Annotated in this window: 21 protein-coding genes; 19 read left to right on the forward strand and 2 right to left on the reverse strand. The window is 41.1% G+C overall.

Translation table 11 applies throughout. The annotated features are described in order from the left end of the window. The 3 genes from rsgA to FC90_RS02655 are packed head-to-tail and all read left to right on the forward strand — an operon-like array spanning nucleotide 1 to nucleotide 2,222. On the forward strand, nucleotides 1–900 hold the full coding sequence (gene rsgA, locus FC90_RS02645; protein WP_057907758.1) for a ribosome small subunit-dependent GTPase A: 900 nt from the start codon (nucleotides 1–3) through the stop codon (nucleotides 898–900). 22 nt (nucleotides 901–922) lie between these two features. After that, entirely contained in the window at nucleotides 923–1,585 is a 663-nt protein-coding gene (gene rpe / locus FC90_RS02650; protein ID WP_057907759.1) for a ribulose-phosphate 3-epimerase, read from the forward strand. Next, the gene (locus FC90_RS02655; protein WP_057907760.1) at nucleotides 1,572–2,222 is read left to right on the forward strand and encodes a thiamine diphosphokinase; all 651 of its coding nucleotides are present in this window, start codon (nucleotides 1,572–1,574) and stop codon (nucleotides 2,220–2,222) included. Before rpe ends, FC90_RS02655 begins: the two co-directional genes overlap by 14 nt. Before the next feature lie 265 nt (nucleotides 2,223–2,487). Here the strand turns inward: FC90_RS02655 and rpmB are convergent, their stop codons facing one another. Further along, complete coding sequence (gene rpmB / locus FC90_RS02660; RefSeq protein ID WP_004265581.1) at nucleotides 2,488–2,673, reverse strand: 50S ribosomal protein L28; 186 nt, start codon at nucleotides 2,671–2,673, stop codon at nucleotides 2,488–2,490. Between the two features lie 303 nt (nucleotides 2,674–2,976). Between rpmB and FC90_RS02665 the strand changes: the two genes are divergently transcribed. From FC90_RS02665 to FC90_RS02730, 14 genes are all read left to right on the forward strand, one after another. Beyond that, the gene (locus tag FC90_RS02665; protein ID WP_004265575.1) at nucleotides 2,977–3,339 is read left to right on the forward strand and encodes an Asp23/Gls24 family envelope stress response protein; all 363 of its coding nucleotides are present in this window, start codon (nucleotides 2,977–2,979) and stop codon (nucleotides 3,337–3,339) included. A 64-nt stretch (nucleotides 3,340–3,403) separates the two neighbouring features. Next, nucleotides 3,404–5,074 (forward strand): DAK2 domain-containing protein, encoded by a 1,671-nt coding sequence (locus FC90_RS02670; RefSeq protein ID WP_057907761.1) that lies wholly within the window; start codon nucleotides 3,404–3,406, stop codon nucleotides 5,072–5,074. A gap of 127 nt (nucleotides 5,075–5,201) precedes the next feature. Beyond that, the gene (recG, locus tag FC90_RS02675) at nucleotides 5,202–7,241 is read left to right on the forward strand and encodes an ATP-dependent DNA helicase RecG (RefSeq protein WP_057907832.1); all 2,040 of its coding nucleotides are present in this window, start codon (nucleotides 5,202–5,204) and stop codon (nucleotides 7,239–7,241) included. A 20-nt stretch (nucleotides 7,242–7,261) separates the two neighbouring features. Continuing rightward, nucleotides 7,262–8,275, forward strand: coding sequence for a phosphate acyltransferase PlsX (gene plsX, locus FC90_RS02680; protein ID WP_057907762.1), 1,014 nt, complete (start codon nucleotides 7,262–7,264; stop codon nucleotides 8,273–8,275). A gap of 151 nt (nucleotides 8,276–8,426) precedes the next feature. Beyond that, nucleotides 8,427–8,675 (forward strand): acyl carrier protein, encoded by a 249-nt coding sequence (acpP, locus tag FC90_RS02685; protein WP_057907763.1) that lies wholly within the window; start codon nucleotides 8,427–8,429, stop codon nucleotides 8,673–8,675. A 248-nt stretch (nucleotides 8,676–8,923) separates the two neighbouring features. Further along, nucleotides 8,924–10,570, forward strand: coding sequence for a peptide ABC transporter substrate-binding protein (locus tag FC90_RS02690; protein ID WP_057907764.1), 1,647 nt, complete (start codon nucleotides 8,924–8,926; stop codon nucleotides 10,568–10,570). A 68-nt stretch (nucleotides 10,571–10,638) separates the two neighbouring features. Next, nucleotides 10,639–11,574, forward strand: a complete 936-nt coding sequence (gene opp3b, locus FC90_RS02695; protein WP_057907765.1) for an oligopeptide ABC transporter permease — start codon at nucleotides 10,639–10,641, stop codon at nucleotides 11,572–11,574. Continuing rightward, nucleotides 11,575–12,588 (forward strand): ABC transporter permease, encoded by a 1,014-nt coding sequence (locus FC90_RS02700; RefSeq protein WP_057907766.1) that lies wholly within the window; start codon nucleotides 11,575–11,577, stop codon nucleotides 12,586–12,588. 107 nt (nucleotides 12,589–12,695) lie between these two features. Then, on the forward strand, nucleotides 12,696–13,760 hold the full coding sequence (locus FC90_RS02705) for an ABC transporter ATP-binding protein (protein ID WP_057907767.1): 1,065 nt from the start codon (nucleotides 12,696–12,698) through the stop codon (nucleotides 13,758–13,760). Then, complete coding sequence (locus tag FC90_RS02710) at nucleotides 13,747–14,706, forward strand: ABC transporter ATP-binding protein (RefSeq protein ID WP_057907768.1); 960 nt, start codon at nucleotides 13,747–13,749, stop codon at nucleotides 14,704–14,706. Before FC90_RS02705 ends, FC90_RS02710 begins: the two co-directional genes overlap by 14 nt. A gap of 171 nt (nucleotides 14,707–14,877) precedes the next feature. Further along, nucleotides 14,878–15,567 carry a ribonuclease III gene (gene rnc, locus FC90_RS02715; protein WP_151886753.1) on the forward strand — a complete coding sequence of 230 codons (690 nt, stop codon included), beginning with the start codon at nucleotides 14,878–14,880 and terminating at the stop codon, nucleotides 15,565–15,567. A gap of 52 nt (nucleotides 15,568–15,619) precedes the next feature. After that, nucleotides 15,620–19,180 (forward strand): chromosome segregation protein SMC, encoded by a 3,561-nt coding sequence (gene smc / locus FC90_RS02720; RefSeq protein WP_057907770.1) that lies wholly within the window; start codon nucleotides 15,620–15,622, stop codon nucleotides 19,178–19,180. 10 nt (nucleotides 19,181–19,190) lie between these two features. Then, nucleotides 19,191–20,510 (forward strand): signal recognition particle-docking protein FtsY, encoded by a 1,320-nt coding sequence (ftsY, locus tag FC90_RS02725; protein WP_057907771.1) that lies wholly within the window; start codon nucleotides 19,191–19,193, stop codon nucleotides 20,508–20,510. Continuing rightward, complete coding sequence (locus FC90_RS02730; RefSeq protein ID WP_057907772.1) at nucleotides 20,507–21,286, forward strand: alpha/beta fold hydrolase; 780 nt, start codon at nucleotides 20,507–20,509, stop codon at nucleotides 21,284–21,286. The genes ftsY and FC90_RS02730 overlap by 4 nt, the downstream gene beginning before the upstream one ends. Nucleotides 21,287–21,336: 50 nt before the next feature. On the opposite strand, the gene FC90_RS02735 is transcribed toward FC90_RS02730, so the two are convergent. After that, nucleotides 21,337–22,284, reverse strand: a complete 948-nt coding sequence (locus FC90_RS02735; RefSeq protein WP_057907773.1) for a sugar-binding transcriptional regulator — start codon at nucleotides 22,282–22,284, stop codon at nucleotides 21,337–21,339. 164 nt (nucleotides 22,285–22,448) lie between these two features. Here FC90_RS02735 and FC90_RS02740 point away from each other — a divergent pair, with 164 nt between their 5' ends. Further along, on the forward strand, nucleotides 22,449–23,588 hold the full coding sequence (locus tag FC90_RS02740) for an NAD(P)-dependent malic enzyme (protein ID WP_057907774.1): 1,140 nt from the start codon (nucleotides 22,449–22,451) through the stop codon (nucleotides 23,586–23,588). Nucleotides 23,589–23,612: 24 nt separating this feature from the next. Continuing rightward, on the forward strand, nucleotides 23,613–24,932 hold the full coding sequence (locus FC90_RS02745; protein WP_057907775.1) for a 2-hydroxycarboxylate transporter family protein: 1,320 nt from the start codon (nucleotides 23,613–23,615) through the stop codon (nucleotides 24,930–24,932). Nucleotides 24,933–24,943: the final 11 nt, after the last annotated feature.

Consider the following 24,943-nt stretch of genomic DNA (forward strand, 5'->3'; position numbering starts at 1 on the left):
TTGCAGACAGGCCAGATTATTCGTGCCCTCAGTGGGTTTTATGATGTAAAAAGTGAAAATAAGATTTATCGTACTCGAGCGCGTGGTAACTTTCGCAAGCGAAAAATCACACCACTTGTCGGTGACTTTGTCGAATTTGAGAGTGAAAGCGAAACGGAAAGTGGTTATATTCTCGCCATTTTAGCGCGGAAAAATGAAATGATTCGACCCCCTGTGGCGAATATCGATAATGCAGTCGTCATTGTTTCGGCAGTTGAACCGGCGTTTTCGTTGAATTTATTGGATCGCTTCTTGATTTACATTGAATCGTTGCATATGCAAGGGTTGGTGTACTTAACCAAAACGGATATGATCAGTGATCAACAATATCAAAAAATTAGCGATTATTTAGCTTATTACGCTAAGATTGGCTATTCCATTTTTGCACCGAGAAAGGCTTTTACGCCAGAGATTATTGCGGCGATTGAAGCGACTTTCCCTAATAAAACAACTGTTTTTACTGGACAAACTGGTGCAGGTAAGTCAACATTGCTAAATCATATTGATCCTAAACTAAATTTGGCGACCGCTGCGATTTCGCAGAGTTTGAACCGTGGTAAACATACTACGCGGCATATTGAATTGATTCCATTAAATGATGGGTTAGTCGGTGATACACCGGGCTTTTCATCGCTTGGCTTGTTAAATGTTACAATTGAAACCTTAGTCGATCGCTTCCCTGAGTTTAGAGAAATCGGACAAGGATGCAAGTTTAGGACGTGCCAACACGTAATGGAACCTCAATGTGCTGTTAAAGAAGCTGTCGACAATGGTGAGATTATGCAAAGTCGATACACAAATTATTTACAATTTAGAGCTGAATTAAAAGATACAAGACCAGTTTATAAGAAGTCAAAATAAAAACGTGATTGGAGTTTTGATAATGAAACAAATTGCCCCTTCAATTTTAAGTGCGGATTTTATGAACTTACAAAGAGATATTCAAAATTTAGAACATGCAGGCGCAGATTTATTACACGTTGATATTATGGATGGGATGTTTGTACCTAATTTATCGTTTGGGCCGCAAGTAGTCGCTGGTTTACGTCCTTTGACACAATTGGGACTAGATATACATTTGATGGTTGAACAACCAGAGCGTTACATTGCACAATTTGCTGAAGCAGGCGCGGATTTAATCATGATTCATGCTGAAGCAACGCAACATCTTTATCGTGGTCTACAGATGATTAAAGATGCCGGTGTTAAAGCTGGCGTGGTTATCAATCCAGGTACGCCGGTTAGTGCGATTGAACCGGTCTTATCATTGGTTGATCAAGTCTTGGTAATGACGGTCAATCCAGGCTTTGGGGGGCAAACATTTATTCCAGCGATGTTGACAAAGGTCACTGAGTTAGCGATTTATCGGCAACAGCACGCTGAGATAACTTATACGATTGAAGTCGATGGTGGGGTCAATGACCAAACTATCGGTGCGTGTGCTAAAGCGGGGGCGGATATTTTTGTCGCCGGTTCGTATACGTTTGCGGGTGATTTGGCAACGCGGATTGCGACTTTGAAGCAGGCTGCTCATGACGCGGGTTAATTTGCTAGTGGGTGGTCCTGTTAGCGAATGGGCCCCCGAATTAGCACATCCAGAAACAATTGATGGGCAATGGGTGACCGCCGACCGTGGGACATGGCGTTTATTACAAAAGAACATCATCCCGGTTGTAGCAGTTGGTGATTTTGATTCATTATCAACAAGTGAACGCGAAATTGTCCAATCAATGGTGAAAGATATTCGTTCCGTACAAGCCGAAAAAGATGATACAGATACGCAACTGGCATTAACAATTGCACTTACTGAGTTGCAGGCAGATCAGGTCGTAATTTATGGTGCGACAGGTGGCCGGGTAGACCATTTTCTTGCCAATTTATTTATTCCGCTGGAGGAGCGGTTTAAACCGTTTTTAGCACGTTTGGAGATGCGTGATCGCCAAAATACGATTCGTTTTTACGGACCCGGGGACTACCAACTTCAAAAAGAAGATGATAAAACCTATCTAGCTTTTGTACCATTGGTCCCAACAACTGGATTGAATTTAATTGATGAAAGATATCGTCTAGTAAATTATCAAACGCAGGTTCCAATTTCATGGGCTAGCAATGAGTTTATTGGGTCAACTGGTCGGTTTAGCTTTAAAACCGGGATAGTCGCTGTGATTCAAAGCAAGGACTAAAAAATAAACTTAGAACCCCAATTATTAAAGTAAAAACTTTAATAATTGGGGTCTTTTTATGACTAAAATTTCTAAAAGGACAAAATTAAAAGCATTCCTTGGGTATGAATAAGGAATGCTTAGTCTTAGTAGAAATCAAATCAGCAAAAAATGCTGTATAAATCGAGAAAAATTTAAATTGATGTGTGTAGCATATAAGTCATTTAATCCTGACGGATTATTTTTTTGTAAAAAAAAAGACCGTCAATTGACAGCCCCTTAAAAATTATACACGAGTTACTTTGCCTGATTTCAAAGCACGGGCAGAAACCCAAACACGTTTAGGTTTGCCATCAACTAAGATACGCACTTTTTGTAAATTTGGCTTCCAAGAACGACGCGATGCGTTCAAAGCGTGTGAACGCTTGTTGCCAAATGATGTTTTACGGCCGGTAATAACGTCTTTTGCCATGGTCTTATTCCTCCTTTAAGTAAAGCCGGTAGAATTAACGAGAAACATAAGATGATTCAGTTAGTCTTAATCGTTGCATGCATGCACACCGGCTCATACAATTCACTTAAATAATTTACCATAATAGTCGAGGGAATGCAAGAACTCTTTCAAGGGAATTTACTTGACAGTCTAAAATAAGTCGTTTAAACTCATTAAAGTTCAAAAATAAGCTTTGGTGATAATAATTCACCGCCTGTGGCTTTGCAACTTTGCTCTGCTATGCTAAAATAATACTAAGTATGGCACAAGGAGGCTATTTTAATGGCTGTTAAAATTAAAACACAATATGGCGATATTGATATTACTAATAACGTGATTGCAACTGTCGTCGGTGGTGCTGCCACAGACATCTACGGCATTGTCGGGATGGCAAGTAAAAATCAAATCCGCGATAATTTGAACGATATTTTAAACCGTGAAAACTATAACCGGGGTGTTGTTGTGCGTCAAGAAGACAATGGTGTTGCAATTGATGTGTATATTATTGTCGGTTATGGTATTAAAATTTCTGAAGTTTGCCGTAACGTACAGAGTAAAGTGAAATATAATCTTGAAACGATGTTGGGTGTCAGTGCGAACTCAGTAAATATTTACGTTCAAGGTGTACGAGTATTAGAAGACTAAAACTAATTAGCAGAGCTGGCCATTAGGTCCAGTTCTATTTGTTTTCGTTCAAGGAGGAACATTCGTGAAAGTTACTGAAATCACAGCAGCAGAATTCCAAGCAATGATGCGGATTGCTGCCCGTCGACTTACTAAAAATGCAGAGTTTGTTAATTCGTTAAACGTTTTCCCCGTACCAGATGGGGATACTGGGACGAATATGAGCTTAACCTTTCAAAGTGGGGCTAAAGCGGTTAATGAAAATAGTGCGCAATCAGTCGGTGAATTATCGCAGAGTTTAGCCAAGGGACTTTTAATGGGTGCTCGGGGTAACTCCGGGGTTATCAGTTCACAAATTTTCCGGGGTTTTTCTAAGAGCATCGCTGAAAAAGAAACATTGAGTGCGCAAGATTTAGCAGATGCCTTTACCAATGGGGTTCAAACGGCTTATAAAGCAGTAATGAAACCCGTTGAAGGAACAATCTTAACGGTTGCTAGAGAAGGCGCTAAGGCTGGTGCCAAAGTTGCTGGTCAAACCGATGATATCGGCGCAGTTGTCGAAGCTGTTGTTGAGGGCTCTAAGAAGGCCTTGTTGAAGACGCCTGAATTACTACCGGTTTTAAAAGAAGTTGGGGTTGTCGATTCTGGCGGTCAAGGATTAGTTTTTATTTATGAAGGTTTTTTAGAAGGTTTGACTGGTCAGACGCCAGTTAAGGATCTCTATACACCAGACGAAGCGGAAATGGATGAAATGGTAAATGCCAATCATCATCAAACTGCTCAAATGGGGACAGAAAACATTGAAAATGGTTATTGTACTGAAATCATGGTCGCACTTGGCGATGGCACAACTGTCGATCGCGAATTTGATTATGATGAATTCCGGAATCATTTAGACGGAGTTGGCGATTCTCTTTTGGTTGTTGCTGATGAAGAAGTCGTGAAAGTTCACGTGCATACCGAACATCCAGGAGCTGTTATGGCTTATGGTCAACATTTTGGTTCTTTAGTGAAGATTAAAGTTGATAACATGCGTCTACAACACGCTACAATTGTTGAAAATGATCAAAAAATGGTTGCGCCCGCGCAAACAGAACCAATTGAAAATGGAATTATCGCAATCGCAGTTGGTGAGGGAATTGCCGAACTCTTCCGTAGTTTAGGTGCAACGTATATTTTAAGTGGTGGTCAAACCATGAATCCAAGTACACAAGATATTTTGGATGCCATTCAGGCGGCAAATGCTAAACAAGTTATTCTATTGCCAAATAATAAGAATATCTTCTTGGCTGCTGAACAGGCAGCCGATGTGGCTGATATTCCAGTCGTAATTGTGCCGAGTCGGACAATTTCCCAAGGGATGACGTCACTCTTGTCGTTTGATCCAACCGCTGAATTGGCGACCAATCAAGGAGCCATGACCGATGCTTTGGATACTGTGGTTAGTGGTCAAGTAACTCAATCTATTCGAGATACAACCTTAGATGGCCTTGAAATTAAGAAGGACGACTATATGGGGATTATCGATGGCAAAATCAAGGTCTCAACCACAGAGCGCTTAACGGCTGCTATTGAAATGGTCCAAATAATGCTCGATGAAGACAGTGAGATCGTGACAATTATTATTGGGGAAGATGGGGATGCAACTGAAGCTGAAAAAATCAGCGATGCGATCATGGCCCAAGATCCAGAATTAGAAGTGGAAGTTCATGAAGGAAATCAACCAGTTTACCCATACTTGATTTCAGTTGAATAATTAATCAAATAAAACGGGAATGGGGCTGAAGAATACCTGATTCCCTTTTTTTGTAACAGCAATTAATACCATTGTAAAATTACGCGCGGATTGGCGTTAAAATAGAGTAACAAGGAGGCTGTCAATGATAAGTTTAACGGATTCGGTTGCTGTGTTAGCTGGTGTCGGCCCCAAACGTTTGACAGCCCTTAATCAGCTAGGTATTAGCACTATTAGTGATCTACTATATTATTTTCCGTTTCGATATGAGGATTTAAAAGTTAAGGATTTATCGACAGCTGCTGATCAGGAAAAAGTTACATTAAAAGGAACGGTCGTAGCTGATCCAGTCATCAGTCGTTGGGGGCCGGGGAAGACGCGTCTGAATGTACGTTTATTGATTGAGCATGATGTTGTTATGGTCACTTTTTTTAACCAGCCTTATCTGAAGGATAAATTTGAAACAGGCGTCGAAGTTGCAATTTATGGGAAATGGGATGCTAAACGGCACACCTTAACCGGCATGAAGGTTCTCGCTGTTCAATCGGCAGAAAATCCTTCGTTTGCGGCAATTTATTCGGTGAATAAAAATGTCCGCCAAGGGACGCTCGTGAAGATGATTCAAGAAGCTTTTGAGTTATATCAAAATGCCATTGTTGAATTAATTCCAGCAGACATTCGGATGCGGTATAAGTTATTGAACGAGCGCGAGTTAATTGCGGGAATGCATTTTCCTAAGTCCTATACTGAGGCAAAGCAGGCCCGACGAAGTGCTATTTTTCATGAATTTTTTTTATATCAACTACAACTACAAGCAATTAAACAAGCTGATCGGCATGTGGAAAACGGGTTAGCATTACCTTATCAAAACAATGTGCTTAAAGCTTTTATTCAAACTTTACCGTTTACTTTAACTGATGCACAAAAGCGGGTCGTTAATGAAATTTGTCTTGATTTAAAATCACCAGCGCATATGAATCGACTTCTCCAAGGGGATGTTGGTTCCGGGAAAACAATTGTGGCAGCAATTGCGTTGTTCGCAGCGGTCACTGCCGGCTATCAGGCCGCACTGATGGTCCCAACGGAAATTTTGGCAGAACAGCACTATCAAAGTTTGCAACGATTACTGGCGCCAATGAATGTGACGGTTGGCTTGTTGACCGGTTCGACGGGGGTCAAAGAGCGGCGGACGTTGTTGGCGGACATTGAATCCGGCCGAATCAATATCATTATTGGCACCCATGCGTTGATTCAAGATGCAGTGGTCTATCATAAGTTAGGCTTTGCGGTAATTGATGAACAACATCGCTTTGGAGTCAATCAACGGCGGATTCTGCGTGAGAAGGGGCTACAGCCTGATATTCTTGCGATGACGGCGACTCCCATCCCGCGGACGTTGGCGATTACTGCGTATGGTGAGATGGACGTTTCAACAATTGACGAATTACCCAAAGGGCGAATTCCAATCGAAACCAGTTGGGTGCGTAGTAATCAAGTAGAACAGACACTCAGCTTTGTCCGTAAACAACTTGCCACAGACTCACAAGTTTTTGCAATTACACCATTGATTGCCGAATCGGAGCAGATGGATTTAAAGAATGCTGAGGAAATCTATGCGACGTTAGCAGAACAATTTGAACCTGATTACCGTGTTGCACTGTTGCATGGACAGTTAAAAGATGATGAAAAAAATCAGATAATGCATGCTTTTTCTGAGAATCAAATTCAATTATTAGTCTCGACAACGGTTGTCGAAGTCGGAGTCGATGTTCCAAATGCAACAGTCATGTTAATTTTTGATGCAGATCGGTTTGGCTTAGCCCAGTTGCATCAATTACGCGGACGGGTCGGTCGTGGCAAGAAAAAAGCATATTGTATTCTGGTAGCTGATCCGAAAAATCAACAAGGAATTGATCGGATGACGATTATGACAGAAACAAACGACGGGTTTGTCGTCGCGCAGAAAGATTTAGAGTTGCGCGGACCGGGGGAAGTCTTCGGGGATCGTCAATCTGGTTTACCCGTCTTTAAAGTCGGCGATCCAGTGGCGGATTTTGCGAGCTTACAAGTTGCACAGCAAGAAATGCAAAAAATCTTCACGCTTGATCCTGAGTTGGCAGCACCGGATCATACGCCACTCAAAACATACTTACAACAACAAAAGCAGAATTACCTAACGTTAGATTGAAAACGGAAAGAGGAATGATGATGAAAATTGCAGTAGACGCAATGGGCGGCGATTTTGCACCCCAATCAGTAATTGAAGGGGTGTTACAAGCCCGGTCAGAATTAACAGATGTTGAATTTACATTGTATGGTGATGAAGCACAAATTAAACCGTTGCTTGATGATATGACGCGGTTAACGATTGTGCATACCACCGAAAAAATTACCAGCGAAGATGAACCAGTGCGTGCGATTCGTCGTAAAAAGCAAGCTTCAATGGTTCTGGCAGCGCAGGCGGTTAAAGACGGGGAAGCAGATGCACTCTTTTCGCTAGGAAATACTGGAGCGCTCTTAGCAGCCGGATTATTCGTGATTGGTCGAATTAAAGGAATTGATCGTCCAGGTTTAATGCCTACCCTACCAGCTATTAATTCAGATTTAGGCTTCAATATGTTAGATGTCGGGGCCAATGCCGAAGCGAAGCCAGAACACTTGCATCAATATGGCTTAATGGGGAACTTCTACGCACAAGACGTGCGTGGCATTCAAAAGCCGCGAATTGGCTTGTTGAATAATGGGACTGAAGCTGGCAAGGGTGATGAATTGCACAAGGCAGCCCATCAACTGTTGGCAGATGATCCAACGTTAAACTTCATTGGCAACGTTGAAGCAAGCGAACTCTTAAAAGGGGTTGCGGATGTTGTAGTCACAGATGGTTTTACCGGCAATGCAACACTTAAAGCAATTGAAGGGACTGCCACAATCGTGATGTCGCAAGTCAAACATGCGATTATGGATGCTGGTGTCAAAGAAAAAATCGGTGGTTTACTCTTGAAAAAGAGTGTCGGCGGGATTCGTGATAAATTCGACACATCTGTTTATGGAGGTGCTGTTTTATTAGGCTTGAAAGCACCAGTTATCAAGGCTCATGGCGCTGCAGATGGGCGGACCGTGTACTACACAGTACGACAAATTCATGCGATGTTAGCCAACCAAACAATTCAAAAAGTAATCGATTATTTTGATCAGCAGAATGCCCCAAAAGAGTCCGATTAAAATAAGTGGACAACGAGGTTTAAAGGCGTTACAATGTATCTCGCAAGCCTGATTTAATTTACTTGAATTGAGTTGCAAAGTTATGTATAATCACCGGATACCCAGAGTGTTAGGGATGTAGGTAAGAGTTTCAATTTGGAGGTTTTTAATTATGAATGAACAAGAAATCTTTGATAAGATTGCGGCTATTATTGGCGATCGATTTGAGTTAAATAAGGATCAGGTAACAAATGAATTGAACTTCAAGGAAGACTTGGATGCTGATTCAATTGATATCGTGGAATTCGTTTTGGAATTGGAAGACACATTTGGTGCGGAAATTCCAGACGAAGAAGCTGAAAAGATTGTTACGGTAGCTGATGCCGTTACTTACATTAAATCTAAAGCAAAAGTCAAATAGTAATCTTATATAACGAGGTAGTTAGTAGCGAGTAATCGCAGCTAACTACCTCGTTTTTTTACTTTCTAACGGTTTATTAAAATGAGATTAATCACATAATACATCGTAATTAATGCGTTTTAAAATGAGAATTATTCTTATAAACGCTTTAAATCAATAAAAATAAATTAGATTATTTTAATATTTATTATTTACTTTTCATTTTTATTCAGGTATTATTATTTTTAACAACTGAAGGGAGTGTCCATATGAAACGAGAGAAGAGTTTGATATTAGGCGTAACAACCGTGGCGGTGACATTATTATTAGCAGCTTGTGGTAACTCGGGCAGCAAAGAAACAGCCAAGACAGATACTGCCAGTTTTGCAACCAGCGATGTGATTGCAACCATGGACTCAGCGTTAAATACAGATGTAATTGGCGCGCAGGCTTTAACCGATACGATGGAAGGCCTTTATCGTTATGAAGGCAAAGATATCAAACCAGCAATTGCGACTAAAATCGTGAAACCAACCAACAACGGTTTAACCTATACATTCCCATTAAGAAAAAATGCCAAATGGAGTAATGGACAACCTGTGACAGCCGCTGATTTTGTTAACGCATGGCGGAGAGTGGTTGATCCGAAGGTTGGCTCACAATATGCTTATATTTATGAGGGAATCAAAAATGCAGCCGACATTACGACTGGCAAGCAACCGGTTGATTCACTTGGAGTAATTGCTAAGGATCAACATACCCTAGAAGTTACCCTTGAAAAACCAATTCCATATTTCAGTCAATTGATGACTAGTTCAACATTCTTTCCACAATATACAGATGCTGTTCAAAAAGCCGGTAAGCGTTACGGCACTAACTCGAAAACATTAGTCTTTAATGGTCCATATAAGTTAGAAAACTGGAATGGCCCTGATAGTTCATGGCAAGAAGTCAAAAACACGAAGTATTGGAATGCTAAAGCAGTTAAGGTGAAAACATTGAAGTATCAAGTCGTGAAAGATCCTTCAACAGCTTTGAATCTCTTTCAAAGTAATAAATTAGACCGAACCTCTATCAGTGGTGATACAGCTAAACAGATGAAAAATGATACGCATTATTCGACGTTACAAAAATCAGCGACATTTTATATGCAAGTTAACCAAGAAAAGAATCCAATTTTCAAAAATCCAAAAATCCGCCAAGCGATTTCGATGACGATTAATCGTAAGGAACTGGTAGCACAAGTTTTAGGTGATGGCTCAAGTCCAATTTCAGCGCTGACACCCAAAAATATGTCATTTAATCCAACAACCAAGCAAGATTTTGTGTCTGATTTAGATCCAGTCGGTAAGCAAAATGCAACGTACAAGCCTAAAGAAGCAGCTAAACTTTGGAAAGAAGGACTAGCTGAAACGGGTCAAACAGGTAAGACATTTAATTACACGTTGCTTGGTGATGATACAGATGCCGCTAAGAAACAAGCTGAGTACTTACAAAACACGCTTGAAAAGAACTTGTCTGGTTTGAAAGTGACATTAGCGAATGTACCATTTAAGACGCGACTAACGCGTTCCACCAACGGTGATTTCGATATGGTGGTCAGTGCCTGGAATGCTGATTTTCCAGATCCAATTACATTCTTAGACTTGTTTGTAACTGGTGGGGATAATAATAATGGTCACTGGAGCAATGCTGAATATGATGCACAAATCAAAGCAAGTAAAGTTGATAATGCTAACGACCCCAATGCAAGATGGCAAAATTTAGTTAAAGCACAAGATATTATGAATACTGAATCAGGTGTTATTCCTCTGTATCAATCAGGTGTGGCGTACTTAACTAATCCAAGTCTCAAAGGTTTAGACTATGGTCCTTCAGGAAACTACAATAATGTCTCACTTTATTTAAAAAAATAAACTGACTTTATAAAGATGGGTTTCGGCGTTGAAAAACAATGAAACCTGTTTTTGTTAGGAGCGAACTTATGAGTAAATATCTTCTTAAACGCATCTTCTATTTAGTGCTAACCCTATTCATCGTCGCTTCGGTGACCTTCTTCATGATGAAGTTGATGCCAGGGACACCCTATACGAATCAAGAAAAAATGAGTGCTGATCAATTACGCATCATGAATGAACAGTATGGGTTGAACAAACCATTGATCCAGCAATATTTCATTTATCTAGGTGGATTGTTGCATGGTGATTTTGGGACATCCTTCCAGTTCAACAATCAACCTGTGTTGAGCTTAATCTTGACGCGCTTAGGCCCCTCATTACAAATTGGGGCCCAGGCAATGATTATTGGCTCACTATTGGGGATTTTACTTGGGGCAGTAGCAGCCATCCGTAAAAATACATGGGTTGATGGGGTCGCGACGTTCTTTTCAATCGTTGGGATTTCAATTCCTAATTTTGTGTTAGCGGTTTTACTCCAATTTTTCTTAGCCTTTAAATTACAACTATTTCCAATTGCCCTATGGGATGGTTGGTCATCTAGTATTCTACCAACATTAGCCTTAGCAGTGGCACCATTAGCCAATACTGCCCGCTTTATGCGGACTGAAATGGTTGATGTCTTAAACAGTGATTACATCGAACTTGCCAAAGCCAAAGGCAATTCAAAATGGCAAACAGTGGCAAAACATGCCTTACGCAATTCGATGATTCCAGTCGTGACGATTATCGGGCCAATGGCGGTCAACTTAATGACTGGTTCATTGGTGGTTGAAAATATTTTCTCAATCCCAGGAATTGGCGAACAATTCGTAAAATCAATTATGACCAATGATTATCCAACAATCATGGGCTTAACGATTTTCTATTCATTCTTATTAACCGTCATTATTCTAGTCGTTGATATTCTTTACGGGGTTATTGATCCTCGAATTCGACTAAGCGACAGTCAGGGGGCTCACTAAATGACAGATATCAAGATATCAGCTAGTTCTTTTAAACCGCTTGCCCAAGATACACATGAAGCACAGGAAAAAATTAGCGCACCGTCACTAACGTTTACCCAAGATGCGCTGCGACGGTTAAAACAAAATAAGGTGGCTGTTGTCTCTCTTGTAGTGCTTGTAATCGTTATGTTAGCCGCTTTATTAGCACCGGTGATTGCACCACAAAGTCCGAATATACAAAACGTAGCTTACGCAAATTTACCGCCTAAAATCGGGGCGGGCAAGCTACCTGGTTTTTCCGGCAAAATGGTAGTTTCCGGTGTTGAAGTTGATAAATATCAACAAGCAGGCGTTCCCAAAGGCAAAACGTTTATCCTGGGCACCGATTATCTCGGTCGTGATTTACTATCGCGGATTTTATATGGAACACGGTTATCTTTATTAATTGGGATTCTAGCGACCTTGGTCGATTTATTAATCGGAATTCCGTATGGGATTGTTTCCGGATGGCGTGGTGGCCGATTGGATATGTTCATGCAGCGGGTGACTGAAATCATTTCCTCAATTCCAAACTTAATTGTCGTCGTCTTGATGATGTTAGTGCTTCGTCCAGGTTTATTGTCAATTGTCATCGCAATCGGTTTTACCGGATGGATTACAATGGCCCGGCTGATCCGGGCGCAAACCTTCCAATTGAAGGAACAAGAATTCGTGCTCGCCGCGCGGACGCTGGGTGAAAGTTCGACTAAGATTGCTTGGAAACACTTAATCCCAAACTTATCCTCAACGATTATTATTCAAACAATGTTTACAATTCCGAGTGCGATTTTCTTTGAAGCGTTCTTAAGCTTTATTGGGATTGGCATTCCAGCACCGAATGCATCGTTAGGCACATTGTTATCAGATGGGCAAAAAGCCTTTCGATTCTTACCGTACCAAATGTGGTATCCAGCAGCAGTTCTTTGTGTCATCATGATTGCTGTCAACTTATTAGCAGACGGATTAAGAGATGCCTTTGATCCGAAATCATAGTTGCTGGTTGCAATGGTCTAGCTCTTAGAATTAAACAAACGTAAAAAATTCAAAAACACGTCAATACAAAGCCGTTTCGACGCGGTATGATCATCGGAGGTTGTCAAATGGCAAACATTTTAGCAGTTAAACATTTAAGCATTGATTTTAAAACTTATGCAGGCGAGGTTCACGCCATACGGGATGTCAGTTTTAATTTAAAAAAGGGCGAGACATTAGCAATTGTTGGTGAATCCGGTTCAGGAAAGTCAGTAACTGTTCGGAGTATTATGGGATTGTTAGCAGGCAATGCACAAATTAAGGGCGGGTCCATTAAATATCATGATGAAGAACTGCTACAAAAATCAGTAGCGGAAATGAATGCTTTGCGAGGTAGTGATATTTCGATGATTTTTCAAGATCCGATGACCTCTTTGGATCCGACGATGCCGATTGGGAAACAAGTAGCTGAACCGCTATTGATTCACGAAAAAATGAATAAAGAAGAGGCTATGAAACGCGCACAGAGTGTTTTAGAACTGGTTGGGATTCCTAATGCTAAAGCTCGTATGAAGGATTATCCACATCAGTTTTCCGGTGGTCAGCGGCAGCGAATTGTAATTGCCATTGCGATTGTTGACTATCCTCAAATTTTGATTGCTGATGAACCAACGACAGCCCTTGATGTCACGGTCCAAGCCCAAATTATTGACTTAATGAAGGAATTACAACGTAAAATTGAAACATCTATTATTTTTATCACGCATGATTTAGGTGTGGTGGCCGGCATTGCAGATCGGGTGGCGGTTATGTATGCTGGTAAGATTATTGAATATGGATTAGTAGATGAAATTTTCTATCAACCAAAGCATCCTTACACATGGGGGCTGCTGAACTCGATGCCCACACTGGATACTGCCGGCCGCCTAGAGGCAATTCCGGGGACACCGCCTGATCTATTGGATCCACCCAAAGGGGACGCGTTCGCAGCACGTAATCCATATGCCTTACAAATCGATGTTGAACAAGAGCCACCATTTTTTCAAGTTTCTAAAACGCACTTTGCAGCAACTTGGTTATTGCATCCAGATGCACCAACCGTAGTGCCCCCAACAGCTGTCCGGGCTATGATGGCGAAGTATCCAAAAGGGCAAGTTCAACAGAAAGTGGGGATGATTGATGGACAAGAATAAAAAGGTATTAGTATCGGTTAAACATTTAAAACAATATTTTAGTCCCGGTAAAAAATCTGAAGTTAAAGCAATTGATGATGTTTCGTTCGAAATTTACGAAGGTGAGACATTCGGCCTAGTTGGCGAATCTGGATCGGGCAAGAGTACGACTGGTCGAAGTATTATTCGCCTTTACAACCCAACAGATGGTGAAATTTTATTCGATGGTCGTGACATTAGCAAGATTAAAAATCATAGTCGCGAAATGAAGGCTTTTCGTAAAGAAATTCAAATGATTTTTCAAGATCCTTATGCGTCATTAAATCCACGGATGAAAGTTAAAGACATTATTGCCGAAGGGCTACACGTGCATCATCTTGTACAAAACGATGCCGAATGTGATGCGCGCGTTAATGAACTTTTGGAATTAGTGGGATTAAATAAAGATCATGCAACGCGTTATCCACATGAGTTTTCCGGCGGGCAACGCCAGCGTATCGGGATTGCTCGGGCACTTGCTGTGAAGCCTAAATTCATTATTGCTGATGAACCGATTTCGGCGCTTGATGTCTCTATTCAAGCGCAAGTGGTCAACCTGATGAAAGAAATCCAAGAACAACAGAACTTAACTTATCTATTCATCGCGCATGATTTATCGATGGTTAAATATATCAGTGACCGAATTGCGGTAATGCACAATGGTAAAATTATGGAATTAGCATCGGCAGATGCTATTTATAACCGGCCATTACATGCGTATACACAGAGTTTGTTGTCTGCGGTACCATTACCCGACCCAAAGATAGAACGGCAGCGCCGTCGGATTGCCTATGATAGTGCCATTGAAGCTGATAATGAAGGGCGCCAATTGCGCGAAGTCGCAGACGAGCATTATGTCTATGCAACTGAGGTCGAATTAGTAAGTTATCAAGCGGCTTTAGCCGCGATGACGCAACCATCTGCTTAAAAGCTACGCCTGTTTTGAAATATTCGTTTGCGTGTTACAATGAATACTTCAAATCAGGCGTTTTTTTAATGCTTACTGGCAGAAACGGTTTGCTAGGAACGACGCTGTTTTTTTAGGCAGATAAACGGTATAATAATGAAAGATTAAACAGTTGAAATGGGGTAATTAATTTTGGATGCAGCACTAGTGAGCGAGCTTCGAGCCCGCTATGGCATTGAATTTCAGAATTTAGCATTGTTAGATGAAGCCTTTACACACTCATCCTATGTAAATGAACATCGCGAATTAAAACTGCGTGATAACGAACGGCTTGAATTTTTAGGGGACGCGGTGATGGAGATTACGGTCTCTGAATATTTGTATAAGCAGTATCCAGATTGGCCCGAAGGAAAGCTCACACGATTACGGGCCGCTATCGTGTGTACGAAGAGTTTTAGTAGTTTTGCCAAAGAAGCTCACTTTGATCGCTATATTCGGCTTGGTAAAGGGGAAGAAAAAAATGGGGCCCGGGCGCGAGCAACTCTGTTAGAGGATTTATTTGAAGCATTTAATGGTGCCTTGTTCTTAGATCAAGGGCGCGGGGCGGTCGTTAAATTCATCGAACAAATTATCTTTCCCAAGATTGAAGCTGGTGAATTTTCAGACCAAACGGATTACAAGACTAATTTACAAGAGTTTTTACAACAAGATGGCGAAGTTGAAATTGAGTATAAATTATTGGCAGAAGTCGGTCCTTCGCATGCTCGCCAATTTGAAGTGGATGTCATGATGGATGAGCGTGTCTTAGGCTCCGGGATTGGTCGAAATAAGAAAGCGGCTGAACAGGCAGCAGCTAAAGCGGCACTTGCCAAACTGAAATAGGGAAAGAAATAAAGTGCAGTTGAAAAACTGTCTTGTGTAGGGAGTTTAACGCATGCAGTTAAAGACATTAGTTTTATCAGGGTTTAAATCATTTGCTGATAAAACGGAAATCAATTTTTCAAAAGGACTCACAGGAATTGTTGGGCCTAACGGAAGTGGTAAAAGTAACGTCACTGAGGCCATTCGTTGGGCAATGGGTGAACAATCCGCGAAGAGTTTACGCGGCGAGAAGATGCCGGATATTATATTTGCTGGAACTGATTTACGACCACAGATGAATAAGGCAGAAGTCACACTCGTTTTTGATAATAGTGATCAGTACTTAAAACAAGAACAAGCTAACGTCACGATTACGCGGCGTTTATTTAGAAATGGTGATAGTGAATTTTATTTGGATCAAAAGAGTTGCCGTTTAAAGGACATTATTAATTTATTTATGGATTCTGGCCTAGGTCGCGAATCGTTTTCAATTATTTCACAAGGCCGTGTGGAAGCAATTTTCAATAGTAAACCGGAAGATCGGCGGAATATTATTGAAGAAGCAGCCGGCGTCTTAAAATATAAACAACAAAAGAAAAAGGCCCAGGTTGAATTAGATCAAACTGATGAAAATTTAAGCCGGGTTGCCGATATTTTGCACGAATTGCGTGGACAAGTTGAGCCGTTGAAGGAACAAAGCAGTATTGCACAAGACTATCTTGACCAAAAGTCGCAATATGATATGCTTCATCAACAATTGTTGGTGATTGAAATTGATCAATTAGTGGCTGATCAGCAGACATACCAAACCAAGGCTCAAAACCTAGCTCAAGCCTTACAAGAAATTGAAGCTGAGATTGTTAAAACTACTACTGCCCAAAGTGAGAATCAGACTGCTTTGACGCAATTGGAACAGCAGATTGAACAAGATAATCAGACGTTGTTAGAAAAGTCTCGCTTGGCCGAAAATTTGCTGGGTCAAGAGAACGTTTCAAAAGAGCGGGCTAATTACACAGATGCTAATCGTCAAAGTCTAGTTGATCAGATTGATACGGTGACCCAGCAACTAGCGACTGAACAGGCGCATCAAACAGAATTAAAAGCGGTCTATGCTGAGAAAGTGGCAGACTTAAATGCGTTAAAGACGCGATTAATGACGCTAAAACGCCAAGCCTCAGGTAGTGAGTCCGAATTAAAAGCGAAGATCGAACAAATTCGTCAAGCCTACATTGACCAGATGCAAGCCCAAACGACCAATCATAATGAACAACAATATTTGGAAAAAGCTTTGCTGCAAACTAAGACCCAACTCGCACGACAAGATACTGTGGTTGATGAAGCAACGGCTCAACTAGCACAAAAGAAGGCAGAACGAGAAACACAACAGGCCCAAAGTGACACCCTTAAGACGAAATATGAAACTTTAAAAGCGGACTTAAGACAGTTACAAGCACAAATTAGTGCCGATCAAGCTGCCTATCAAACGCAACAGAATAATTGGTTCCAAGCTTCCGGGATTTTGCAAAAAGCTAAGGCGAAACAGGCAAGTTTAGCCGAGTTAAATGATGATTATGCCGGATTTTACCAAGGCGTTAAGGCAATCTTGAAACACAAGCAACAATTTCCTGGATTATTGGGGGCGGTTGCTGAATTGATGCAAGTACCAACTGAGTATCAACAAGCAATTGAATTAGCGTTAGGCGCACAGTTGCAACAAGTTGTGACACGGGATGAACAGACTGCCAAACAAGCGATTGATTATTTGAAAACGAATCGGATTGGGCGGGCGACTTTCTTGCCAAATAACGTTGTTAAATCGCGCTTATTACCAAGTAGCTTAGTCAACCAATTACAACAACAACCTGGATTTATCGGCATTGCCAGTGATCTTGTCCAGTTTGATGAACAAGTGCGCCCGGTGATGAGTCATTTGATGGGGAATTTGATTGTTGCGACTGATTTGGAGCCGGCCATTAAATTGAGCCAACTTACGGGCCACCGCTACCGGATTATTACTTTAGCGGGGGATATTTTAAGCCCTGGGGGTTCAATGACGGGTGGTCACAATAATCGTCAGAACAATAGTGGTTTACTTGCACGTAAGCAAACCTTGACTGATTTAGAAGACCAAATTGCTAAGATGCAGGTGGCTTTAGATCAAAAACAAACGAGTGTCCAAGCGACCAAAGCTCAATTGACAGTACGTCAAGCAGAATTGGATACGAAACAAGCGGCGTTAGAGACAACTAAAAACCAATATCAAGCTGCTCAAAATACGCTAGCTTTGACTGAAGAACGGTTAAGTCAGTTTGAACGTCAACAACAAGCGACCGATTATCAAGCGCAACAACAACAACAAGATTACAATGCTAATTTGCAACGCCGAGCTGAGTTGAAGACAGCGGAGGCCGCAATTGTGACCGCGATTGCGCAATTGCAAGCGGATCTCGACACAGCCAATGCGCAATTACAACATTTTGATGAGAGCCAAAAACAAATTGGCCAGCAGCAGACAGCACTAGAAACGAAATTTGCTGTGGCACAAGCGGAACAAAAAAATGTTCAAGAAAAACTAACAATTGCCACGCGCAACAGCAATGATTTGGCCGCGCAATTAAAGGCTAACCAGGCTAAATTGGCGGCGTTAGAGCAGACTGATCAAGAAGACGCAACCAGTCAAAAAAAGCGACAAACACTGTTGAAAACAACTAATGTTTTGATTGATAAAGTACAGGCTAAATTAACTACTGAGCAGAATGAAAAAACGGCCCTCAAAGCGGAACAAGAAACACTACAAGCAAATGCCACACGAGTCTATCAACTGCAAAAAAATAGTTTAGCGGAACAAGAGCAAAATGCTGTTGGACTCAATCGGGTTAAGATTAACATTGACCAACGGCTGAATACCCTACGCGAAGACTATCAGCTAACCTATGAGGCCGCTAAAACAGCCTTAGCCGCTTCTGATTTGACAGATGATCAATTGCGCTCGAAATTAAAGCTAATTAAATTGGGGCTGGCAGACTTAGGTTCGGTTAACTTAGCAGCCATTGATGATTATCAACGCGTCAAAGAACGTTATGATTTCTTGATGCAACAAGATGCGGATTTGATGGATGCTAAGCGCCAGCTATTGGCATCGATGGCGGAGATGGATACCGAAGTTGCTAAGCGTTTTAAGACGACTTTCGAGCAAACCGCAACGGCTTTTGAAAATATTTTTCCAATCATGTTTGGTGGTGGACATGCCAGTTTAACCTTAACGGATCCGCATGCCTTATTGACCAGTGGTATTGATATTATCGCGCAACCACCTGGTAAAAAATTACAACGATTGAGTCTTTTATCCGGTGGTGAGCGTGCATTAACGGCAATTACGCTGTTATTTGCAATTCTAAAAGTGCGACCAGTACCGTTTTGTATATTGGATGAAGTCGAAGCCTCACTGGATGAAGCCAATGTGGAACGTTTTGGGCGCTTCATGAAACGCTACGAAAGTGATACGCAGTTTATCGTGATTACCCACAGAAAAGGGACAATGACGCAAGCTAATCGATTATATGGCGTGACGATGGCGGAATCTGGAATTTCGAAAATCGTCTCTGTCTCGTTAGAAGAACACGCAACAGCCTAGGAGGAAAACCATGGGATTATTTGATCGCATCAAAAAAGCATTCTCAGCCGAACCAGAAAAAGAAATACCGGTTGAACAAGACCCAACAACACCGGAAATGCCGACCGAATCAGACGCTTTGCCGGTTGAACCGCAAGCTCCCGCAACAACTTCGGCGGCTGAGAAAACTGAAACCGATGAACCAGCTAGTTTAGCGACTGAAGATGATTCAGAAACGATGCCAACGGCTGACACACCAGCAGAAGCACCGATAAAACCAGAACCAGAATTAGAATCAGTTGCAGAAGCGACAACTGCCGTTTCGGAAACGAATGAAGCTGAAGTAACTGGTGAAATACAAGCTGCTGAAACGAAAAAGTATACTGCCGGATTAGAAAAATCACGGCTCACATTCGGCCAACGGTTAAATGCATTGTTTGCTAACTTTAGAAATGTTGACGAAGCCTTTTTCGATGATGTCGAAGAAATGTTAATTGAAGCTGATGTTGGCTATGAAACAGCGATGAAAATTGCTGATGAATTGCGTGATGAAGTGAAGTTGCGCAATGTTAAGAAACCAGAAGCTGTTTCGCAAGCAATTGTTGAAAAGTTAGTTGATTTGTATGGTCAAGAAGGTCAAGCAGAAGATAATCAATTGCATTTCGCCCCACAAGGTGAATTAACCGTCTTCTTATTCGTGGGGGTCAATGGCGCCGGGAAAACAACCTCGATCGGGAAGTTTGCCCATCAATTGGAAAAAGCGGGTAAGAAGGTCTTATTAGCGGCCGGTGATACCTTTAGAGCTGGGGCCATTGAACAATTGCAGGAATGGGGCCGACGTGATAATGTGCCGGTTGTTGCCAGTTTAGCGGGCAGCGATCCAGCGTCTGTTGTCTACGACGCAGTTAAGCGCGCTAAAGCGGAACAATTTGATATTTTATTGGTTGATACGGCTGGACGGTTGCAAAATAACGTCAATTTGATGAAGGAATTAGAAAAAATTAAACGAATTATCAGCCGTGAAGTGCCAGCAGCACCGCAAGAAGTCTTGTTAGTCTTAGATGCAACAACTGGCCAAAATGCTTTAATCCAAGCTAAACAATTCAAGCAAACAACCGATGTGACTGGGATTGTCTTAACCAAGTTAGATGGTTCGGCCAAAGGCGGGATTGTCTTAGCCGTGCGGACTGAACTGCACTTACCAGTTAAGATGGTCGGTCTGGGTGAACAAATGAATGATCTACAACTCTTTGATCCGAACCGATTTGTTTACGGGTTATTCAAAGATATCATTGTCGGAGATGGCCCACAAAGTGATATTGATACTGATGTTAGTCAGGCGATTAAATGAAATTTATCACCTCTGACAAAGTGGCGCTTGATTATTCAGATGTAGGAATGGGACAACCAATCCTTTTCTTAGCCGGTTTTGGCGCTTCTAAAGAAATTTGGCATGCGCAAGCAACCTTCTTTGAGGCTTGTCAATTTCGGGTTATTCAGCTAGATGTTCGCAATCAAGGATTATCACAGCATACGGTGAAGGGATTAAGAATGTCACGAATGGCCAAAGATATTGCTGAATTAATTACAGCACTTGGATTAGATAAACCAATCTTGGTGGGTAATTCAATGGGGGCCGCTTGTATATGGGCTTACATGTCACTTTATTCTGATAAACAATTGGCAAAGGTGGTTATTATCGATCAGTCACCAAAAATGATTGCTGATGAAACTTGGGATTATGGGTTTAAGGACTTAACTTGGTCAAGCTTTCCCACCCAACTTAGATTAGACTTTGGTCGGGCAACCTATCGGAAGATTGATACGGTGACTAATGAATTAGTCACTGCAGTTAAGCAGCAGCACTCATTTGATAGGGAACTGGATTTACCGTTATTAGTGGATCATGCATTTCAAGATTGGCGGGATGTTATTCGGCAGAGTACGCAACCGTACTTAATAATTGTTGGTGAAAAAAGTCCCTATTTTAATCCAGCATTTGCTGAAGTAGTGGCTCAAATGGGAACTGATGGACACTTTGAGATCATTGAAGAAGCTGGGCACATCGTGATGGCTGAGCAAGCTGACGTGTTTAATCAGGTGCTATTAACATTTATTAAAGCTTAAAAAGGCATCAAGACAGATATTAATTTGTCTTGATGCCTTTTTGGTTACTATTAAACGTTTGACGCTAAAATTTTAGTTGCTGTCGGTTCATCGAGGATAACATCTGTTAAGAAATTGCCACGCAATGCAGCAGCCACAGCATGACTCTTAAATTTATTATTAACGACACCAACGCGAATCGGGACTTGAAGAATATTATCGATTGAAATACCAAAAGTTTTATCAGCATTAGAGTCGATTAGAAAATGACCATTTTGATCGAATGGCCGGCCATAGAGTAATCCAACGATTTGTTTTACATTGAGTTTAGGGAATAGGGCAGCTAGACTATCGTGCCAACTAGGAATCGATTCTAAGGATTCCATCGTTCCTAAGGTGGTTAAGATAAGGTCCATTTGATGCGCCGTTGTTAAAGTTGGCTGGATTGCCGGTTCAAGTGCCAATAGTTGGCGGATTTGATTGTTAAGAATATAGAGGGGCGCATTTAATGTTGAATATTGACTATTATATTTATTGGCCGCTTTCTGAACCATCCGCATTGAACCAGCAAGTGAGTTGTATTTACCATTCTCACCCATGAATTGCGTGAAAATCAGTTGCTCCTTAGTTGTCGGTTTGAATCGTTCAATAACATTGTAAACCGTGTCTCCCCAACTTAGTCCAATAATTTTTAAGGGTTCAATAAGCCTTTGAACGTTTTGAGCTGCAAAAGCGTAGAAACGGTCGGCATCGTTGCTATTTTTTTCAGTGTTAGCAAGTACATAGAAGCGGTGACCCGGATAGCTGATACTGAGTTGTTTTTCAAGTTCCGGACTGCGAGCAAAAGGTGATTTAATTGTAATCGAAACGATATTTTTAGCTAGTGCTTCATCTAGATATTTTGAAATTTTGTAACGACTAACTTGATATTTTGTTGAAATATCTGCAATTGTTAATTGATTGATATAGAAATCTTGCGCAATATTGATCAAGATATCAGTATTTGTTTGTTCAGACATGATAATCTCCTTGAATTAGTTTGTTAAAAAAGACAGATGGGAAAATATACATATTAAATATAGCGCTTTCTATTTACAAAAATAAGAAATAGAAGTATGATTAATTTAAAATATATTAAAAATATTTTATTTTTTTAATATATTTTAAATTGGAGGTTATGCAAATGGCTCTTGATGAGATAAAAGCACTACACCAGAAGCATACAGGCGTCTTAAGTATTCATAGTGAATTGCCTGTGAAAAATAGAACAGATTTAGGGAAAGCATATACACCGGGTGTTGCCGAGTTGAGTAACTTAATTCAACAAGATACATCGCTTGCCCGCCAATATACGGTTAGTGGCAAGTTAATTGCAATTATTACAGATGGTTCCGCCGTCCTTGGCTTAGGTGATATTGGCCCCCAAGGTGGCTTACCAGTCGTTGAAGGGAAAGCGTTATTATATAAGGAATTAGCAGGCGTCAATGCGATTCCATTAGCATTGGATCAAACATCGGTTCCTGAATTCGTTCAAACGGTTAAGAATATCAGTAAAAGTTTTGCCGGTATTCATTTGGAAGATATCAAGGCACCTAGATGTTTTGAAATTGAGGATCAATTGAATCAGGTACTCGATATTCCAGTATATCACGATGATCAAGAGGGAACAGCGATTGTTGTATTAGCAGGGCTAATTAACGCTGCTAAAGTTGTCGATAAATCATTGACTGATTTAAAGGTGGTTGTCAATGGGGCCGGTGCTTCAGGACTAGCAACAGCTAAGCTATTGGCTAGTGCAGGTCTTCGCAATATCACACTAGTCGATCAAAAAGGGGTAGTTCGCAATCAAAGTACTAGCCTAAATGACTACCAATTAAAATTTGTTCAGTCAGTTAAACCAAACACAGATGCGCACACATTAGCAGAAGCATTGGTTGATCAAGATGTACTGATTGGTTTATCAGTAGGGGAAATCGTAACTGAAGTAATGGTCAAATCAATGGCAACTGATCCCATTATTTTTGCATTAGCTAATCCAATTCCAGAAATTGAACCAGCATTAGCACAAAAAGCGGGTGCAGCAGTAATTGCCACCGGTAGCTCAGCCTACCCCAATCAAGTGAATAATATTCTAGCATTCCCAGGCCTTTTTAGAGGCTTACTTGAAAACCATGTGACCCACTTTGAAACCAGCATGGAAGCTGAGATTGCAAAAGCATTAGCTAATATGATTAAAGCACCAGCTAATGAAAAAATAGTGCCGGGTGTTTTTGATGATGGTGTCGTTGAAACAATCGTTGAAGCAGTAAAGCAGTATAAATAATGATTCTAGAATGGAGTCTTTGACATGGAAGCAAAGAAAACTTTAAACAATCAGAATTTATTTCAAAAATTTATTGCATTACACATTGGTATTATTCCGATGCCACTCTATCTAATTTTAACACTTGGCTACATTCTATTAACCATGGAGAATCAAATGCCCGATGATATGTTAGGTGCTTTAGGCATTATGACGTTATTCTCATTTATTCTTGAAGAAGTTGGTAAGCACATTCCGGTCTTGAAATCATTAGGTGGTAAAGTGTTGGTCGTTACCTTCCTACCGTCATATTTAGTTTATCAGAATTGGTTACCTAAAGGTACTGTTCGGGTTGTCACAAATTTTATGACACGTAATAATTTCTTGGCTTTTTTCATTGCTTTATTGATTGTTGGTAGTATCAGTGCGATGAACCGTAAGACCTTAATTAAGGCGAGTACCAGAATTATCGTGGTTCTATTGATCTGCGAACTTGTTGGTCCGATTTTAGGAATTGCCGTTGGAACGTTATTAGGTCTCTCTGCATGGAAGACTTACTTCTATGTTGTTGCACCAATTATGGCCGGCGGTGTTGGCGAAGGTGCTTTGCCATTGTCATTAGGTTATGCAGCCATTATTTCAATGACCCAACCTAAGATTTTCGCGATGATTTTACCTTGTGTTATGCTGGGAAGTTTAGTAGCAGTTATCTTAGCTGGTATTTTGAAAAAAATCGGTGATGTGCATCCTGAATGGACTGGCAATGGCCGACTTGTTGAATCAGATGAAGCTGAATCAGGCCTTGATAATTTAACGCAAAAATCAAATGGTGCTGACATCGAAAAAATGTTGGTATCTGGTGTTTTAGCCGTTGCACTCTACTTATTAGGGGTTTGGGTCAATAGTGTGATTCATTTACCAGCACCAATTGTTTTATTAATTGTCGTGATGGCTGCTAAAATGTTGGGCTGGATTCCAGCGAGCTTACAAGCTGGTGGGAGTTCATTATACAGCTTAACGGTTAAAGGAATCACACCGCCATTATTGTTTGGTGTTGGGGTGGCGATGACCCCTTGGAAATCATTGATTACAGTCTTTACGAATGTACCAATGTTGATCACAATTGTTGTCACAGTTACTGGAATTGTCGTTGCTGCATTCTTTAGTGCTAAATTCTTGGGAATGTACCCAGTTGATACAGCGATTGCGGTATCATGTTGTAGTGGCCAAGGTGGAACAGGCGCTTTGGCAATTTTAGCAGCGGGCGATCGTATGGTTTTAATGCCATTTGCACAAGTAGCTGTCCGTCTAGGTGGGGCTATCACAGTAACATTATCAATATTCTTGATGCGATTATTTGCATAAAAGGAGCTTTT

The organism is Latilactobacillus graminis DSM 20719 (genome assembly GCF_001436415.1).
Lineage (GTDB): Bacteria > Bacillota > Bacilli > Lactobacillales > Lactobacillaceae > Latilactobacillus > Latilactobacillus graminis.